At 58.2% G+C, this 18,536-nt stretch carries 13 protein-coding genes; 1 reads left to right on the forward strand and 12 read right to left on the reverse strand.

Annotation, left to right across the window (positions count from 1 at the left end):
- Positions 1–1,691: alanine--tRNA ligase (gene alaS, locus ACWI8T_RS03685; RefSeq protein ID WP_449137982.1), on the reverse strand; the 1,691-nt coding region annotated here is incomplete at its 3' end.
- 270 nt (positions 1,692–1,961) lie between these two features.
- Here alaS and ACWI8T_RS03690 point away from each other — a divergent pair.
- Positions 1,962–2,300 (forward strand): hypothetical protein, encoded by a 339-nt coding sequence (locus ACWI8T_RS03690; protein ID WP_449137983.1) that lies wholly within the window; start codon positions 1,962–1,964, stop codon positions 2,298–2,300.
- A 57-nt stretch (positions 2,301–2,357) separates the two neighbouring features.
- Here the strand turns inward: ACWI8T_RS03690 and ACWI8T_RS03695 are convergent, their stop codons facing one another.
- From ACWI8T_RS03695 to ACWI8T_RS03745, 11 genes are all read right to left on the reverse strand, one after another.
- The gene (locus tag ACWI8T_RS03695) at positions 2,358–3,713 is read right to left on the reverse strand and encodes an AI-2E family transporter (RefSeq protein WP_449137984.1); all 1,356 of its coding nucleotides are present in this window, start codon (positions 3,711–3,713) and stop codon (positions 2,358–2,360) included.
- A 5-nt stretch (positions 3,714–3,718) separates the two neighbouring features.
- Positions 3,719–4,348 carry a DUF948 domain-containing protein gene (locus tag ACWI8T_RS03700; RefSeq protein ID WP_449137985.1) on the reverse strand — a complete coding sequence of 210 codons (630 nt, stop codon included), beginning with the start codon at positions 4,346–4,348 and terminating at the stop codon, positions 3,719–3,721.
- A gap of 285 nt (positions 4,349–4,633) precedes the next feature.
- A complete protein-coding gene (locus tag ACWI8T_RS03705; protein ID WP_114614932.1) occupies positions 4,634–5,986 on the reverse strand; it encodes a replication-associated recombination protein A in 1,353 nt (450 codons plus the stop codon).
- 145 nt (positions 5,987–6,131) lie between these two features.
- Positions 6,132–7,805 carry an ABC1 kinase family protein gene (locus ACWI8T_RS03710; RefSeq protein ID WP_449137986.1) on the reverse strand — a complete coding sequence of 558 codons (1,674 nt, stop codon included), beginning with the start codon at positions 7,803–7,805 and terminating at the stop codon, positions 6,132–6,134.
- 560 nt (positions 7,806–8,365) lie between these two features.
- On the reverse strand, positions 8,366–9,004 hold the full coding sequence (locus tag ACWI8T_RS03715; protein WP_288169715.1) for a DUF47 domain-containing protein: 639 nt from the start codon (positions 9,002–9,004) through the stop codon (positions 8,366–8,368).
- A gap of 32 nt (positions 9,005–9,036) precedes the next feature.
- Positions 9,037–9,714 carry an MBL fold metallo-hydrolase gene (locus tag ACWI8T_RS03720; RefSeq protein WP_443729899.1) on the reverse strand — a complete coding sequence of 226 codons (678 nt, stop codon included), beginning with the start codon at positions 9,712–9,714 and terminating at the stop codon, positions 9,037–9,039.
- A 12-nt stretch (positions 9,715–9,726) separates the two neighbouring features.
- Positions 9,727–12,093 carry a RelA/SpoT family protein gene (locus ACWI8T_RS03725; protein WP_449137987.1) on the reverse strand — a complete coding sequence of 789 codons (2,367 nt, stop codon included), beginning with the start codon at positions 12,091–12,093 and terminating at the stop codon, positions 9,727–9,729.
- Positions 12,083–15,460 carry a single-stranded-DNA-specific exonuclease RecJ gene (gene recJ, locus ACWI8T_RS03730; protein ID WP_449137988.1) on the reverse strand — a complete coding sequence of 1,126 codons (3,378 nt, stop codon included), beginning with the start codon at positions 15,458–15,460 and terminating at the stop codon, positions 12,083–12,085. Before recJ ends, ACWI8T_RS03725 begins: the two co-directional genes overlap by 11 nt.
- 228 nt (positions 15,461–15,688) lie before the next feature.
- Positions 15,689–16,246, reverse strand: coding sequence for an aminoacyl-tRNA hydrolase (gene pth, locus ACWI8T_RS03735; RefSeq protein WP_449137989.1), 558 nt, complete (start codon positions 16,244–16,246; stop codon positions 15,689–15,691).
- A 12-nt stretch (positions 16,247–16,258) separates the two neighbouring features.
- Positions 16,259–17,218, reverse strand: a complete 960-nt coding sequence (locus ACWI8T_RS03740) for a ribose-phosphate diphosphokinase (RefSeq protein WP_123219847.1) — start codon at positions 17,216–17,218, stop codon at positions 16,259–16,261.
- A gap of 436 nt (positions 17,219–17,654) precedes the next feature.
- The coding region (locus ACWI8T_RS03745; RefSeq protein ID WP_449137990.1) for a bifunctional UDP-N-acetylglucosamine diphosphorylase/glucosamine-1-phosphate N-acetyltransferase GlmU at positions 17,655–18,536 on the reverse strand (882 nt) is incomplete at its 5' end.

The following is an 18,536-nucleotide window of genomic DNA, read 5'->3' on the forward strand; positions in this document are numbered from 1 at the left end:
CGCGAAATGCGCTTGCGGCGAAGCTCGTCGACAACTGCACGAACGGTGTCGCCCACATGAAGCTCGCCTTCGACGACTTTCACGTTGTGGCAGGTAAGACCCTTTTCGGGAGCCTTCGTATCGACGACTTCAGCCTTGAAGCCTTCGCCCTCGATAACGCCGGTGTCGCCCACTTCGCCGCCCATTTCGGCATAGAACGGAGTCAGGCCTAGCACAATTTCGGCGGTATCGCCCGCAGCGATGGAGTCGACGCGCTGGCCCTCTTTGATGAGCGCACGAACGCCCGAGCTTGCGCTCATGCGGTCATAGCCCACGAATTCGGTAGCGCCTACTTCTTTGAGAATGTCGGCATGCACGCCGCCGTACGTGCTCCATGCAGCTTCCGCGTCTTTCACGTTTGCGGCGCGAGCGCGCTCACGCTGGGCTTCCATGCAGCGCTCAAAGCCCTCCATGTCAACTTTCACGCCACGATCGGCGCACATTTCCTCGGTAACCTCGACAGGGAAGCCGTAGGTATCGTGCAAAGTAAACGCCTGCTCGCCGGAAAGCGTATCGCCCTCGAGCTTCTCGAATGCCTCGGCCAAATACACCTGGCCCTGGCGAAGGGTCGCGCCGAAGCGCTCCTCTTCGGAAAGAATGACGCGGCGAATAAGCTCACGATTGTCGACGATTTCGGGGTACACGTCGCCCATGAGCTTCACGATTTCATCGACGTACTCGTTGAGGAACGGGCCTTCGATGCCCACCGTGTGCGCCTTCTGGATGGCACGGCGCAGCAAGCGGCGCAGCACGTAGCCGCGACCCTCGTTGGAGGGAAGAATGCCGTCGGCAATCATGAAGGTGACAGAACGGCTGTGGTCAGAGATGATGCGCAGCGACTTGTCAACATCGGCATCGGTTTTGTATTCCTTGCCGGAAAGGCGCTCGCCCACGGCAATCAGGCTGCGCAGCACGTCGGTGTCGTAGTTGTTCGTGACGCCCTGCATAATGGCCGCGATGCGCTCCAGGCCCATGCCGGTGTCAATGTTCTTCGAAGGCAGCGGAGCAAGCGCGCCGTCTTCCTGGCCGTCGAACTGAGTGAACACGCAGTTCCAGTACTCGAGGAAGCGATCGCAATCGCAACCAGGCGCGCAGTCGGGGCTGCCGCAACCGACTTCGGGACCCTGGTCAAAGTAAATCTCAGAGCACGGACCGCACGGGCCGGTAGGGCCAGCGCGCCAGAAGTTGTCGTCTTCACCCAAGCGAGAGATATGGCTGTCTTCAACGCCGAGGCTCTTCCAAATCTCGATAGTCTCGTCGTCGTCTTCGAACACTGTGAAGTACAGCTTTTCTTTCGGCAGGCCGAGCACTTCGGTCGAGAACTCATACGCCCAAGTGCACATTTCGTTCTTGAAGTATTTGCCGAAGCTGAAGTTGCCCAGCATCTCGAAGAACGAAAGGTGGCGCGCATCGCCAATGTTGTCGATGTCGTTGGTGCGCACGCACTTCTGCACCGTCGTGGTACCGATGTATTGGGGGTCGAGTTCTTTTTGATGCAGGAAGTAAGGCTTGAACTGCACCATGCCAGCGCTCGTGAGCAAAAGGCTCGGATCGTCGGGAATCAGCGACGAAGAAGGCATGCGCTTGCAGCCCTTCTCCTCGAAGAACTTCAAGTACTTCTCGCGAATTTCCGCTGTAGTCATGTACTTCATTGGACAGGTCTCGCTCTCATATTTCGGACTAACGGGCCCAAGGCCCGATCATTTCCAACTGGCCCATGATAGCCAACGCGCGCGCCCGCGTCACGCCAGACCTCGCCACGTCGCGAGAATTCTATGAATTGCCCTGGAAAATGCGCGAAATCGCCGCGCCCCGCGCTTTGCGCGATTCGTCACGCGCCGATACGACGCGAAATGTCTTATCATGGGGTGTGATTATTCAAGCGCCCACGCGCACATTCATCAATACAGAACGGAATTACCATGACCGATACCGACGTTGAAACCCTTTTCCCCGAACCGCTCGACGATACCCCTTGGGAAGAAATCGCCGAAAATAGCTGGTTTTGCGGCGTGTACCGCTACCGCTTCGACTGCGAAGCCCTCATTCGCAAAAACGACGCGGGGCGCTTCGAGTGGGCAATTCGCCTGATCACCGACGCAAGCGGCGAGTCCGAGCGCGAAGAGGCCGGCACATACGCGAGCTTCGCCCGGGCCGAGAAAAAGGTCCAAACGCTGTTTGCCGAGTTTATGGCCCTGCCTTCGGTGCAAGACCCGAAAGCCGCCGAAGAGCAGGAGCAGCCTGCCAAGGAAGGCGAATAGCCACATCGAGCGCGGCGGCCTTCTCGGCAGGCGAAGCCAGGAAACGATAGCTTTCGCCTATTCCCCACCCTTATCTGCGACATCGGCGCCCTTTTCGCCATGGGAACTTAAAGCTGCAACAAGCGAAGAGGGCGCAAATGGCTTGCTCGGCGTGGGAGAAATCGCATCGGCCATGGCATCGGGCTCGCCATTTTCGCCATCGAGAACCGAAGGGTTGCCGCGGAAGAACACACCGTCTTCGGCAACGATTTGCCTGCCCGTGTTCTTCTCGAAGTAGTACACGAACACTGTTTTCGCAATAGCCGCGAACGGGATAGACAAGAGCATGCCAACGATATTGCCCATAAGGCCGCCCATGCTCTGGCCAATGGCGCCGCCCACGAGCAGCGCCACGATCACAATCGCCGGATGCACGTCAACCGAATTCTGCATGAGCTTCGGCCCTATGAACGTGTACACGAATTGCTGCACGCATACGGTGAGCGCGAGCGCGAGCACGGCGGTAATGGGGCTCACGAACAGACCGACCACGGCCGCAACCGCGCCGCCAATCCAGGGACCCACGACGGGAATCAGGTTTAGAACGCCCGTGATCAGGCCCAACGCGGCGGCATTCGGCACGCCCAACACCGCAAACCCTATGCCGCACGCCGTGCCAATGATGAAGCACTGCAGCACCGTGGCACGAATATAGCCGCCCATAATGCGCGTAAACGCGATGCGCAGCATGTCGGCCTCTTCTTTATGGTTATCGGGCACCAATCGATCGACCTCGCGATCGATCGCGGGCAATTCCATAAGCGTCCAAAACGCCACCACAAGCGCAAAACCCAAAACGACGAAGACATTCGCGATGCCCGTGCCAAACAGCACCACGCCATTGGCCGACTGCTTCGCGACAGATGACGCCCAATCGGCGAGCGACTTTGAGCCCGCGTCAATCCAACCACGCACCGTGTCGTCCTGCAGAAGCGAGGCGTACCTGTCATAAAACGAATTCGCCCAGTCGATAAGCCCCTGAACATACACAGGCAGCGCCGAGAAGATGTTCGCGAACTGGTCATTCACGCCGAACATAGGCGAAAACATAATCACAACAAGTGCGGCGAGCACCGCGAACATGCCCACGAATGCAATGGTCGTGCCCAAGCCGCGGCGAACGCCGCGACGCTCAAGCGCATCGACGGGCGAGCGCAACACGAGCACGAAGACGATCGTCCATACGATGATGGCAACCGGCAGGGACAGCACGTCGAGCACGAAACCGAACATATAGATGAGCGCCGCAGCGCCTATAACCATCCACACCTGAAAGAAATGGCGGCGCGCATCATCGGTGCGCTCGGCGGTGGTTTTCTCTCGTGTGGCTTTCAGCTGCGGCTCTCGCTCACCGCTGTCGAAGGGGGTTGTCAAAACGGCTAGTCCTCCTTCGATGCGCCATAGGTGAAGTAGCCGCCAGCAGTTTGCGGCTCAGGTTCAGAGACGGGCTTTTCGGCGGCGACTTCAGGGGCGCGGGCTTCAGACGCGCACATTGCCGCCTGGTCATCCTCGATAGCCGCAAACTCGGCAGGCGCCGCAGCCTCGGCCGCGGCAGCAAGCTTGGCCGACTCGTCGGACGCCTTCTTGCCCGAAAGGGCTTCGCGAAGCTTTTCGGAAGCGGCGTTCACGATTTTCAACGGCGCATTCGCAACGGTGTCGACCGCCTCGGTCGCAGAGGCTGCCGAACTGGTAATTGCGTCAACGTTTTCCAGAATGCCGTCGAGGCGCATGATTTCCAAATTCGCGGCATCAACGGCCAGCGAAGCACGCTCGACCAAGGGATCGACGCGATCGATCGCGGGCTTGATGGAGGCGGTCATTTCTTTGGCATCGGCTGCGACCTTTTGCACATCGTCGATAATCGGCTTCACGCTCGTCTCGAGCGTTTCCACCGTTTTGCGCGTGCGGCGCAACACCAGTACAAGTTCGACGATTGCCCAAACAAGCGCGATGCCGACAATCACAAACACTACGGGAAGAATGACTTCCGAGATGAATCCAACGTCCATGGCATTTCCCTTCGATATCGCGCCCATATGGCGCCCGTTTGATTTCCTTGAATAATAGCAGCACGCAGCAAGGCGCGCATGGACGAAGCGCTGCGTTTCCGCAACGTTAAAGAAGAGCCCGCACGGCAGCGCAGCACACAGCGACAGGTCGCTCGCCGATAAACGAGGCACATCGAGCGTTGCTCAGCGATTGCTAGGCCAGCAGATGCAGGCGGCCAATCGACGATGCAACCTTGGGCGCCCACGCCGCGCAGATCCGAGCGGGCAAATCACCCGCCCCGCCCGCTACTCGCCTTTCGACGGCTTCGCAGCCCGCGTGGCCCGATCGCGCGATGCGGCATCAACCCGATAGGCCTCCCAGCCCGACTCGCTCGGTTGATAGAAGCACCCACGCTCAAGGCCTTCAGGCAAATAGCGCTGTTCAACCCAATGGCCAGGATAATCGTGCGGGTATTTATACTCACCGTAGTTTTCCGAACCAGGGCGATGGCGGTCGCGTAAATAACTTGGCACGTCGCGCTTCGGCCCATGCCGCACTTCCGAAAGGGCGGCGTCGATACTCGCTTCGGCCGCATTGCTCTTAGGGGCAAGGCACATATACGTCACAGCCTGCGACAAGTTGATGCGGCATTCGGGCATGCCAATCACTTCCACGGCCTTAAACGCCGCCTCGGCGATGAGCAAAGCCTGAGGGTCGGCGTTGCCGATATCTTCGCTTGCCAAAATAAAGATACGACGCGCGATGAATTTCGGGTCTTCGCCGCCATCGAGCATACGAGCGAGCCAATACAGCGCAGCGTCGGGATCGCTGCCGCGCATCGACTTGATAAACGCGCTGATCACGTCGTAATGCATGTCTTTGTTCTTGTCATACGGCAGCGCACGATGCGGCGTGGCAAGCTCAACCATATCGTCGTCGATGGCAAACGGCGGCTCGGTTTTTTCGCGCGCGCCCTTTTCTTTGGCCAAGCCTGCGGCCAGCTCAAGCGTGGTAAGTGCCGAACGTCCATCGCCACCCGACAAATTCACGATAGCGGCCAGCGCTTCATCGGTAAGGGAGCAGGAACCCGCCAAACCTCGTTTTTCGTCGGAGAGCGCACGGCGCACGATGCATTCGATATCGGCGTCGGAAAGCGAATGCAGCTCAATCACGCGGGAGCGCGAAATGAGCGCGGAATTCACTTCAAAAAATGGGTTTTCGGTCGTGGCCCCCACGAGCACCACCGTACGATTCTCAACGGCATGCAAAAGCGAGTCTTGCTGGCTGCGACTGAAACGATGGATCTCGTCCACGAACAGAATCGTGCGAGCGCCCGTGCCCAGCAGGCGCTTTTCCGCCGCAGCGATTTCGCGGCGCAAATCGGCGACGGTACCGCCGATGGCAGAAACTTCCACAAACGTCGCACGCGTCGTTTCTGCGATGATGTGCGCAATGCTCGTTTTGCCCGTACCTGCAGGCCCATACAAAATGATGGACGAAAGCGTATCGGCCTCAATTGCCGCATGAAGCCAGCTGCCTGGCCCCACCGCGTCTTCCTGCCCCGCAAGCTCGCCGAGCGAACGCGGACGCATACGCACGGCGAGCGGCGCGGCAGCAAATTTCTTCTCGTTCTCTATTTCAGTGAACAGCGTGTCCAACTTCCACCCATCTATCGCTTCAATACGCCCGGAAACGTCAATGCCCCAATTGTGTCAAATGCTCGTAGCGTTTAACACGATTGCAACTGCACGCAGCAGGTGTTAAACGCTACGAGCATTTGACACAAGCATGCGCAAAACGACCCTACTGCCCTTTTCGAATTTTAACCACGATATACACGCTCAAAACCGCAGCGCCAATAAAGCCGAAAAAGCCAATCACCGGCACGCCAAAGAGCTTCGGCTCCATACCCGCAGAATAAATCAGCGACGATCCGACGAACAGGCCCGCCGTAATCATGGACAAGCTCAGACGGTCGATGATGTGTCCGATTTTCTCCATGGGGCGCGGCGCCTCCACGTCGAACTTAATGCGCAGACGTCCTTTTTCCGTCATATCGAGCACGTTGGAGATGCGCTCGGGCAAATGCAGCGCCTTATCGGCTGCAGCCACCGACGTGAACACGCGGTCTTCCGCCTCGTCGATAAGGTCGAAGTTGCGCACGAAGTAGCTTTTCACGTAACGCTCAACCACGGCCAGAATGCTGATTTCCGGCGACAGCGAGATGAGTGTGCCTTGCAGCGATGCCAAACCACGCACGAGCATCACGAAGCTTTGGGGCATGATCACATTCGCATGGTCGAGGATGCCCATGATGTCGTTGAGCAGCTGCGCCACGTCCATCGAATGCGCGTCTTCGGAGCTATAGCGATTGACCAATGCGCTGAGATCTTGCAAAAGGGCGCTGTAATCGAAGCTCTTACCCGGCACGTCCTTCACGCGCCCCCACTCAACGAACAAATTCGTGAGCCTGTGGCTGTCTTGCGCAATCATGGCCTTCATCATTTCAAAGAACAGCCTGCGCTCGTAAGGCGAGAGTTCGCCCATCATGCCGCAATCGATCCACACGACCTCGCCTGGATCTTTCTTGCCCGCAGCGCGCTCTTCATCGGAAAGCGCCGGTCGCACAATGAAATTCGCCGAATGCGGATCAGCATGATAGAAGCCGTTTTCGACCATTTGCCGCATGAATGAATTCGCAATGCGGTCGCCGATTTCGCGCAGATTGTAGCCCGCCTCGCGAAGCTCATCGACGTGCTCGAGCGAGAGGCCGTCGACGAATTCCATCACGAGCACCGTCTCATCGGAATATTCGTCATATGCCTTCGGGCACGTGACACCCGGCTCGGTAGCAAGGCCCCGACCGAAGCGCTCGAGGTTTTCGCGTTCCACGTTGAAATCGATTTCCTCGCGCACAGTGCGATCGAGCTCATCAATCACCACATTGATGTCAACGCCCTGGATCATCGTAGACCCGGTAAGGTTGAGCAGATCAGACGCGCGGCGCATAAGAGCGATGTCGCGCACCATGTCTTGGCGCACATGGTCGCGACGGATTTTAATGGCCACGGTTTCGCCGCTTTCGGCAAGCGTCGCCTTGTAGACCTGCGCGATGGAAGCCGATCCAAGCGGTTCGGCGGCGATGTCGCTGAACACGTCGTGCCAATCGCCGTCGTAAAGGTCACGCAGCCGACGCTCCACCAGCGAAAACGGCTCAGGCGTGGTGGAAGAACGCAAGGTTTGCAGCGCATTGCAGTATTCCTGGGGAAGCATGTCGGATCGAGCCGAAAGAATCTGCCCCAGCTTGATGAACGTGGGGCCGAGCTCCTCGAGCAGACTTACGAGTTTTTCGGGCGTAATGCCCTTCGCGATTTCCGCGTGGCGCAGCGCCTTCATGATTTCGGCGAGACGAGCCGGCGAAGTTTTGTCGTTTACGCCGCCGCGGAGCAGCTTCGCCACGTCTTTCGCGCGAGCCATGCGCACCCCTTCCCCTCATTTTCGAACGTTCGTTCATTGTAGCGCAGGAAGAAGAACCGCGCGAAAAGGAGCGGTAACGTTGCCCAGCCGTAGCGCGAGGGGAAGATGGCAGAATAACCCAATGTGTGCTTCGGCAAAGAGGAGATGCCTCCCTATGCCGAAATGAAAAATAATTCAAGGGGTTTCTTTCGGCAATGCTCGGATATACTCAAATCAGACCCTGCTTCCAAAGCCGTCATTTGCGATGGACCGATGCATTTTTTCAGGGAGCCCTAGATTACGCGGGGATACAGGGATTCGCGCCTGTTGGCACGAAAGCTTTGAACCTCGTTGCGGGCACCCACCTATTGAAGGTGGGTTCATCCTTAGGCTGGGGGCAGGGTTTTCTTTTTTATTCCTCGCCAAAAAAGCAATCGATTTTTCAACAACGCACCGCACCTCTGTGCGGCGACGGCAATCGTGCGTCTTTTTGCCAAGGTCTGAAGACAACAAAAAAGCCTCCGGCGGCGGCCAGAGGCTTTTCAATACCGAACGATTTCGCCGTTCGGAAAAGAGCGAGACTAGCAGTTCTTCATGATGATGGTGCCCATGGTATCGGCAGCCTGCTCGCAAGCGTCTGCTGTGTTCTCGAGGCGCTGGAACAGTTTATCCCACACGAACACATACAGCGGGTTTTCCTCACCATGCGAGTACAGCTCACGCAGAGTATGGAAGAACAGCTCGTCGGCCTCTTCCTCAACCGATCCCACATCGATGATGAGCTTGTTGATCTTCTTCGAGTTCTTGAATTCGTCGAAATCTTCCAACGCCTTGCCGAGCTTTTCGCAGCTCTTCAGCAACAGTTCTGCGAACTCACCCGCCTTGGGATGCATTTCCTTCACATCGAGCATATAGAAACGCTGTACCGTGCCCTCCATGTAATCGAGCACGTCGTCGAGCTTCTGCGTGAGCGAAATGATGTCTTCGCGATCGATGGGCGTCACGAAGTCGACCGTAACCGCGTCGAATACCGAATGCACGAGCTTATCGCCCGCGTGCTCGATTTCATGCGCGCGCTCGATGTAATCGTCGAGGCTGTCGGGGCCCTTGTAGTTTTCGATGACCTCTACGAGCAGCTTTGCCTCGGCAATCGCAAGCTCTGCCTGCTTTTCGAATGCCTCGAAATAATCGAGCTTCTTACCATTCTTGTGCTTTGCCATGTTCGCCCTCTCACGCGAAAAAAGTCAATGCTTTAAAACGCCTCGATAACACGATGGCGTTCAATGCCAATGGTCGTAAGGCCCTCGTGGCCTGGGAATACAATAGTCGAGTCGGGAAGCTTGCCGAGCTTCTTCAGGCTCGCACGCATCTCGTTCGCGTTGCCGCCCTCGAAATCGACGCGGCCCGTTGCGCCACGGAACAGCGTATCGCCCGTGAACACCACGCCAGGCTTGCCGCCAAAGCCAGGAAGGTAAAGGCAGATGCCGCCCTTCGTGTGGCCCGGGGTAAGCATGACCTTGAACTCGAGCGAGCCGAGCTTGATCGTGTCGCCGTCGTTGACCTTGCGATCGACATGCACGGGTGCCACAGCATCCCAGTCGCCGAAGTAGCCCGGCTGGCCCTTTTCGATGATGCGGCTATCGGCGTTGCTGGAAATAACCTTTGCGCCAGTGGCCGCCGCCAGCTCAGGCAAGGCAACCAGATGGTCGTTGTGGTCGTGAGTGCACACGATGGTCTCAAGCTTGAACCAGCCAAGAGCCTTCTGAATGGCCTCGGCATCGCCGGCGGGATCGACGACCATAGCCGGTGCGCCCTGCTCGCGGCCATCAGCCACGATGAAGCAATTGTTATCCATCATGCCGATGACGAGCGCCGTAACGGGCACGCAGCCGTCATCGATGGTCACTTGGCGTTTGCAATTTGCACGCATTCGCATACCTTTCTACTTGCGCCTGTGGGCCGAATCGCCCGGCAGCATACGACGCGCGTCGAACACGCCGTCAATTTTTCGTAGCTCGCCCAAAATGTACTCGATGTTCGAGATTTGCGAAACCTGGAACAAGTACCTCATTTCCACGATGCCATCGGAATGGCTCACCGTGTTCGAAGCGAGCACATTGACCCCTGTATCGCTGAGCGTGTTGATGATATCACGCAGCAGATTCATGCGATCGAGCGCTTCAATGAACACTTCGATTTGATACGAAGCCGTTGTCTCAGCCGTATCTTCCCACGCCACTTTGATAAGGCGGCCCGGATCGCGCATAAGGTCGGTCGCATTCGGACAGTCGGCTCGATGCACCGATACGCCGCGGCCGCGCGTGATGAAGCCGATGATATCGTCGCCCGGAACGGGATTGCAACATTTCGACAGGCGCACCGGAGCGCTGTCGATGCCTTCGACGACCACGCCGTTTGAAGCGTGGGCGCGACGTTTCGGCTGGCGGCGCACCGTGGTGATCATGGGCGGCATGGCGCCATTGGGAAGCATCGCAAGCTCGGGATGCGATTCCTCCTCCATCTCGGGATTCAGAATTTTCACCAGGCGATTCGTGATATGCAGCACGGTTTCCTTGCCCGCACCTATCGCCACCATCATATCGTCGATGTCTTTATAGCCGAGCGTCTCGCACACCTGCTTCTGCGCACGAATGCTCGCGGTAGAGCCCAGGCCGAGGCCGTGCTTCTTCATTTCGCGGGCAAGCTTTTCGCGACCGACGATCATATCGTCGCTTCGGCTCACCTTCGAGAAATACTGGCGCAGCTTGCTTCGCGCGCTTGGCGTTTTCACCATCTTTAGCCAGTCGCGGCTCGGCGTGGCGCTTTTCTGCGTGAGAATCTCGACGCGGTCGCCCGTTTGCAGCTCATAGGAAAGCGGCACAATGGAACCGTTCACCTTCGCACCGACGCAGTGGTTGCCCACCTCGGTGTGCACGGAATACGCGAAATCGACCGGGGTCGAGCCCGCGCGCAGGCTCATGACTTCGCCCGCCGGCGTGAACACGAACACTTCGGTGGGCGCAAGATCGACCTTGAGCTCGTTGAGGAATTCGCGCGAGTCTTTCGTTTCTTCCTGCCAGTCGACCATCTGGCGCAACCAGGCGATTTGACGATCGAACGCGGCATCGGCCTTCGAACCTTTTTCCTTATAGCGCCAGTGCGCAGCGACGCCATATTCGCTCATGCGGTGCATTTCTTCGGTACGAATTTGCACTTCGAGTGGACGAGCAGCGGGGCCGATGACCGTGGTATGCAGGCTCTGATACATATTGAGCTTCGGCATGGCGATATAGTCCTTGAAGCGACCCGGCATGGGGTGCCACAGCGTATGCACGGCGCCCAAAACCGAATAGCAGTCGCCCACCGTTTTCACGATAACGCGCACCGCGATGAGGTCGTAAATCTCGGAAAAGCCCTTGCCGCGCTTCGTCATCTTCTGATAGATGGAATACAGGTGCTTCGGGCGGCCGGCGATATGCGCGTCAGCGATGCCCACGCGCGCCAGCTCGGTATTGAGCGTTTCGATAACGGAAGCCAAATACGTCTCACGCTCGTTGCGGCTCTCGGCGACCAGGCGGCTGATTTGCTTAAACTTCGCAGGCTCAAGGTAATAAAACGCGAGGTCTTCAAGCTCCCACTTGATGGAGCCGATACCCAGCCGATGCGCGATAGGCGCATAAATTTCAAGCGTCTCGCGCGACTTGAAGATGCGTCGATCCTCCTTCAATGCGCTCAAGGTGCGCATGTTGTGCAGGCGGTCGGCGAGCTTGATAACAATCACGCGAATGTCTTTGCTCATGGCAACGAACATCTTGCGCATAGTCGCCGCCTGCTCATCGGTAAGGCTTTCGACTTCGATGCGCGTGATTTTCGTGACTCCCTGCACAAGCTGCGACACTTGCGCGCCGAACTGCTCTTCAAGGGCCGCAGCCGTGGTGTCAGTGTCTTCGATCGTGTCATGAAGAAGGGCAGCGCACAGCGTGTCGACATCCATGCGCAAATCGGACAGAATGAGCGAGACCTCGATAGGATGGATGATATAAGGCTCGCCGCTCTTACGTTTCACGCCCTTGTGCGCCGTGCTTGCGTATTCGTAGGCGCGCTTGAGCTTTTCAGCCGCAGCGTCGTCGAGATAGCTCGTTTTCTCCACGAGCACCGCGAAACGCGACTCGGGCGTTACCGTAGCACCCGCCTCGGGCGAAGGTGCGATACCCCCTTCGAATGCGTCGGCGGAAAGCGCGCCAATGGCCTCGGCCAATTCAGATTCTATGGGAAGCGCCGTTTGACGCTCGGTGGCTTCATCGGTCATAGCTACTCCCTTCCTCGCTATTTCCATCGGGCATGATGGGACGAACAATACGCGCACGCAGCTCTTCGGGCGTGGCATTCAGAATCCAATCAGAGAATCGTTTGAATTCTTCCGCTTCAGCGCGGCCCTCGCAATACAGCACGCTGTCGTCGAGGTTCACCTTGCCTTGCACTTCGCGAAGCCGAACCCGGCGAACCGAGGAGCCATCGTGCGAGCATTCGGTTCGCACATCGACCAGCCCAAGCTCGGAAAACGCCGAGAGCGCAAACGACGCCGCACCGGGCATGAGCGTAAAGCGCATGTCGGTCGGCGGGCAGGCGGCAATAAGGTCTTCGTTCGACAGGGTGAAGAAGCCCGATTCGTCAGCCGCGCCATTTCCGTGGCCTCCCGCGGCCTGGCGCGAAAAGGCCCGGAGGCCTCGGTAGATAAGCCCCATGCGATCGTGATCGGGCGCGAACTGGGCCAGAATGCGATCGTTGTAGTACACGTCGCGCTTACCGAACGCGAGGTGAATGGTCGCAGGCTTGCCATCGCGACCGGCACGGCCGCTCATCTGGTTGAATTCGGCATCGGAGAACGGCATTGCGTACAGCACCACATGGCGCACATCGGGAATATTGACGCCCTCGCCGAACGCCGACGTGCACACGAGCACGCGGAGCACGTCGTCGCGGAACAGCTTTTCAATGCGGGCGCGCTCTTCACGCGAAAGCCCAGCGTTGTAGAAGCCGATTTGCATGGCGACATGAGGTGCGAGCGCGCGAAGTACGCGCGCGATGTCGACCGACATGGTGCGCGAGTTCACATACACGATGGTCTTCTCGCCCGTCGCGACGATATTCGTCAAATACGTTTCTTTGTCGCGTGCATTGCGATGGTCATCAAGCAGCAAGTTATCGCGCACATGGGCATCGCCCACAAAGCCTTGCACCCCTAGGCCTTCACGAACCTGATTCGCCACCTGCGACGATGCCGTTGCCGTAGCGGCGAGCACCGTTTTCACCCCCAAACGACGCGCGAGCTCGCCCAGCTGGGCGTATGCATCGCGGCGACGGCCGCCACCGTCAGCTAAGTGGTGCGCTTCATCAACCGCGAGGAATCGCACGCGGCCGCACGATGCAATCTCGTCTGCATGGAAGGCGAGGTATTCGGGCGTGGTAAGCACCACATCGATAGCACCAGATGCCAAGCCCGCGTACACTTCCGCACGTTCATCGGAAGAGCTTTCACCCGTAAGGCTCGCGGCAGACAGTCCGAAGCTTTCGAACAAGCACGCCGCATGGCACGCCTGGTCGGCGATAAGCGCACGCAATGGATACACGAACACGCTCGCCCCGCCATTGAGCAGCGCCTCGCGTGCAGCGTGAATTTGGAATATGAGCGACTTGCCACGCCCGGTGCCCATAACCACGAACGCGCTTTCGCCCCGCGCGAGCATATCGAGCGCGCGCCTTTGCGCATCATGCAGGTTCGAAGCGTCGCCGATCGCGTGCGCGACCAGGGCATCGGTCAAACCGTCGGGGTTCTCAGATGCAAACTCGCGCCATTGTTCACGGCGCTCTTCGGCAATGCGCTTCGCTTCGTCGTCGCAGTTGGGCAAAATGCCAGTATCCTCATAGAGCTCGCCCACGAAATCGAGGTCTTCGGTCGGCAAGCACGCGCGCAAGCCGGGGCACGGCGTGGCAGGCTCCACCTCGTCGAGCAGGCACTTCACCGATCGGCGGCCCTTCCACTCGTCAATTTGCACCTGGAACGCCGCGTCGACCACAGTATTGCACGACATGAGCGACTCGATTTTGCCGCAATGGAACATGATGGCGCCAACCTTGGCTGCGCCATCGACCATTTGACACGACAGGTGGTTTTTCTCGACGCCCACGGCATGACGGGAAAGCAGGCGCACGTTGCGCGCCAAAAAACGCGGCGTGGGGTTCGTACGGCCGAAAGGCGCCAACCGCGAGAGCGCCTGGACGTTCTGTAGCGTAAGCTCCCCCAGCCCGACCTGCGCCTCGACCTCAATTTGAGGATGGAAGCTGTCTTCGGGAAGCGTATCCATGTATTCGCACAAACGGTGCGAGAATTCATCGAGCTTCGCCGCAGGAAGCGTAATGCCCACGGCACCCCCGTGGCCACCAAAGCGGGTGAGCAAATCGGAACACGACTCTATGGCCTTGAACAAATTCACGCTGCCCACGCTTCGACCCGAGCCGCGCGCTTCGTCGCCATCGATGGTAAACAGAATCGTCGGCACGCCGTATTCATTCACCAAACGCGAGGCGACAATGCCCTTCACGCCCTCGTGCCAACCTTCGCCGCCAACCACGAGCGCGCGCTGGCCGTGGTAGATTTTCGCAGCCGCTTCTTCGGCGCATTGCGCAAGATTTTGCTCGACGCGTCGGCGCTTATCGTTTACCTTATCGAGCTCGGCGGCAAGGCCCTGCGCCTCTTCGAAATCGTCGGCCATCAGCAAATCGAGCGCCAAATCGGCATCACCCATGCGGCCTGCGGCATTCAAGCGCGGAATGAGCGAGAACGACAGCCCCGTCGAGGTTATTTGCTTGTCGCCCGCGTGACACACGTCAATAAGCGCCTGGATGCACGGACGGGGATATTTGTTCATGCGCTCCAGGCCATCGGCAACGAGCGCACGGTTCTCGTCGCGCACGGGCATAAGGTCGGCGATGGTTCCCAACGTCGCAAAATCGGTGTATTCGCGCCACAGATGGGGCTTTCCAAAGCGGGCGCCCAGAGCCTGGATAATCTTCAGTGCAACGCCCACACCGGCCAAAATGCCGCTTTCGCATTTCGGGTCGCACTTCGGGTCGCATACAACAACGCCTTCAGGAACCAAATCGCCTGGCTCGTGGTGGTCGGTCACTACCAAGTCGATGCCTTCGGCCAAAACCGTTGGAGCGATATCCCCGCTAGCGATGCCGCAGTCAACTGTCACAATCAAATCGGGTTTGAACGCCTTCGCGCGCTCGAAAGCAGGCGGCGTTATGCCGTAGCCTTCTTCAAAACGCTTCGGAATGAGGGGCGCGGCATTGGCCCCGAGAAATTGCAGGCCACGCGTGAGCACCGTAGTGGCAGAGATGCCATCGAGGTCGAAATCGCCGAATACCACAATGCGCTCGTCGTCGCGCACCGCACGCTCCAGACGATCGACCGCCGCACCAAGCTGCGGAATCGTGTAGGGGTTGAGCCAATCGCGTTCGATGTCGGGCGCAAGGAATGCACGCGCCTCTTCGAGCGAATTCACGCCATGGGCAACCATGGTTCGCGCCGCAAAATGCGGTAGGCCAAGTTCTTGCTGAATAGACGATACAAGCGCCGGGTCTGCCGGCATGAGCTTGAATTGGGCTGTCATAATGTGCACGCTGCTTTCGCGTAGTTTCTTTTCCATCGAACATTGTCGCACACTTGACGGCACATGGCGGCGGCGATGCGCCCGCAGAATGTCTCGTTCAAAAACCAATCGATGCTTGCCGTCTTATTCCGAAAAGAAAAAACGCAACGCAGAAAGCACCCAGCAAGAAAACGACCGTAATTTCACCGGCAAATAGAAAGGACGGCATCAAAGCCGTCCTTTCTTGCATTAGTTGAATCGCTGCTGAGTTTTCTCCAGGCCGCTCTCGAGATAGAACAGCGCCGCCTCGCTCGCGAGGTGCGTGCCCTGCACGAAATCGTCCCACCTGTCCTTTTTGGGACGGCCAAGTACCCAATCGACCACTGACATGCGTCCCGGCGGGCGTCCAATGCCCACGCGAATGCGCGTCCAGTCTTTCGTCTGCAGCTTATCGGCAATCGACTTTAAGCCATTGTGACCTGCAAGACCGCCGCCGTGCTTCACGCGAATCGTGCCCGGGTCGATATCGAGCTCGTCGTGAATCACGATAACGTCATCGGCCGTGGCGCTATACGCCTGGCATACCTTCTTCAAAGGACCGCCCGAGGTATTCATGAAGCCCTGAGGCTTTACCAGAAGCAAATCTTCGCCCTTGTACGTCGTTTTTGCTGTAAGAGCGCCGCATTCGTTCTTCCAGTAGTTCACGCGCAGTTCTTCGGCCAACGCGTCGACCGAATCGAAGCCGGCGTTATGCCGCGTATGCTCGTATTCTTCGCCTGGGTTGCCCAGGCCGCAAATAATATGCATGAATGTTTCTCGCTACTTGTTGAACAGCTTGCTCACAGAGCCGTTGCTGTACACGCTCTGAATGGTGCGCGCCAGAAGAGGAGCAACCGAGAGCACGCGAATCTTGCCGGTTTGGCGATCGAGCGGCACGGGGACGGCGTTAGTCACGACGACTTCCTCGATGCAGGAATTCTGGATGCGATCATATGCCGGGCCGCTGAACAGGCCGTGCGTTGCGCACGCGTACACCTTCTTGGCGCCCTTGGACATAAGGGTTTCGGCCGCCGCGACCAGAGACCCGCCCGTGTCGATCATGTCGTCGTTCAGGATGCAAACCTTGCCGGTAACGTCGCCGATAAGCGCGGTGATTTCAGCCTGGTTGTGCTTCGGGCGATCTTTGTGCATGATCGCGATATCGCAACCGAGCTGGCCCTGAAACTTCTTAGCGGCTTTCGCGCGACCCACATCGGGAGACACGACGCACATTTCTTCGGGGTCGATGCCCTTGTTCTTGAAATAGTCCACGAAAATCGGCATGGCGGTCATATGGTTCACCGGAATGTCGAAGAAACCCTGGATTGCGTCCTGATGCAGATCGATGGTGATGATGTCATCGGCGCCGGCGACGGTGATGAGGTCGGCTACGAGCTTTGCCGTGATGGGCTCGCGAGGAGCGGCCTTGCGCTCCTGGCGGGAGTAGCCGTAATGCGTGACGACGGCAGAAATGGTGCGGGCGCTTGCGCGCTTGGCCGCATCAATCATGATGAGCATTTCCATGAGCGCATCGTTGATGTGCTCGCCGGCGATAGACTGAATAATAAAGACATCGGCGCCGCGCACCGAGTCGAGGTAACGAGCGTAAATCTCGCCATTGGCAAACTTCTCGAGCTTCACGTTGCCAAGCGTGGTTCCCAGCTCAGTTGCAACCTGATCGGCCAGACTCGGGTTTACCGAACCCGTGAAGACGGCCATGCTCTTTGTCATCTCGGTCATGCGCGTGCTCCTTCGCAATTTTTCGATTCTGCGCCCCTTCCGCAGGCGCAATGCATGCTGTTCCTGATTGTACCCACGCCGTCGCAGGAAGAGAACCGCAAACACAAAAGATTCTGGTCAGATAACAAGAAGGGAAACGGAGCTAGAAGCGAGGCCAGAGGCGAGGCCGAGCAGAAGCGTTTTCCAATGGCGCGAGTTTTGACCAAGTTAGCCGCATATGCTGGTCAAAATCACCACCATTGAAAAAATGCCCTACCGCAGCTGCTCTCTGGGAAAGTCTCCCTTGACAATTTACTGGGAAAATCGCTGCTTTGCGAAAGTTCGCGCGAAAAAAAGCGGCCCCGGATGCGCAGGGCCGCCTTCAGTGCCGCAAATGGCGCGAGTTTTGACCATAAACGCAAGCGGGCTGGTCAAAACTGTCACCATTGGAAAACGTCTACTTCGCAGCTTCCTTCTTGGCCTTGAGTTTCGCCATATGCTTGGCAGCCCAACCTTCGATTTCACGCTGATCGGCACGCTCGAGCGCCAGCGCATCGGGAGCCACGTCGCGCGTGATGCACGAAGAGGCGCCGATAATCGCACCCGCGCCGATGTTCACAGGAGCCACCATCATAGTGTCGCTGCCCACGAACACGTTGTCGCCGATTTCGGTGTGGTTCTTATTCACGCCGTCATAGTTGCAAGTGATCGAACCGGCGCCGATGTTGACGTTCTCGCCCATCGTGGTGTCGCCAATATAGGAAAGATGCGGCACCTTCGAGCCCTTGCCAATGGTCGACTTCTTGATTTCGACATGCGTGCCAGCCTTGGCGCCTTCGCACAGGTGGGTACCAGGACGCAGGTACGCACGCGGGCCGCATTCGGCAGCATCGTCGATGCGCGCTTCGATAGCGACCGTTTCGTCAACGCGAGCGCCGCTGCCAACCTGCGTGTCGGTCAGGCGCGTGTTCGGGCCAATGACGCTGTGCGAACCAACCTTGGTCGCGCCAAGCAGGTAGGTTTGCGGCCACAGCTCCACGTCTTGCGCAATTTCGACATCGGGACCGATGAACGTGCTTTCGGGATCCCACATGGTTACGCCGGCCATCATGTGGCGATTGTTGATGCGATGCTGCATGGCGCGCGTAGCCTGGGCGAGCTGCACGCGAGAATTCACGCCCATAGCCTCTTCGGCGTCGGCGGTTTGAAGCGCGAGCACCTCGCGGCCGTCGTTTCGGCAAATTTCCAGCACGTCGGTAAGGTAGTACTCGCCCTGAGCGTTGTCGTTCGAAACGCGCGAAAGCGCATCGAAAAGCGCCGGCGCATCGAAGCAGTAGAA

The organism is Slackia sp., assembly GCF_977041755.1.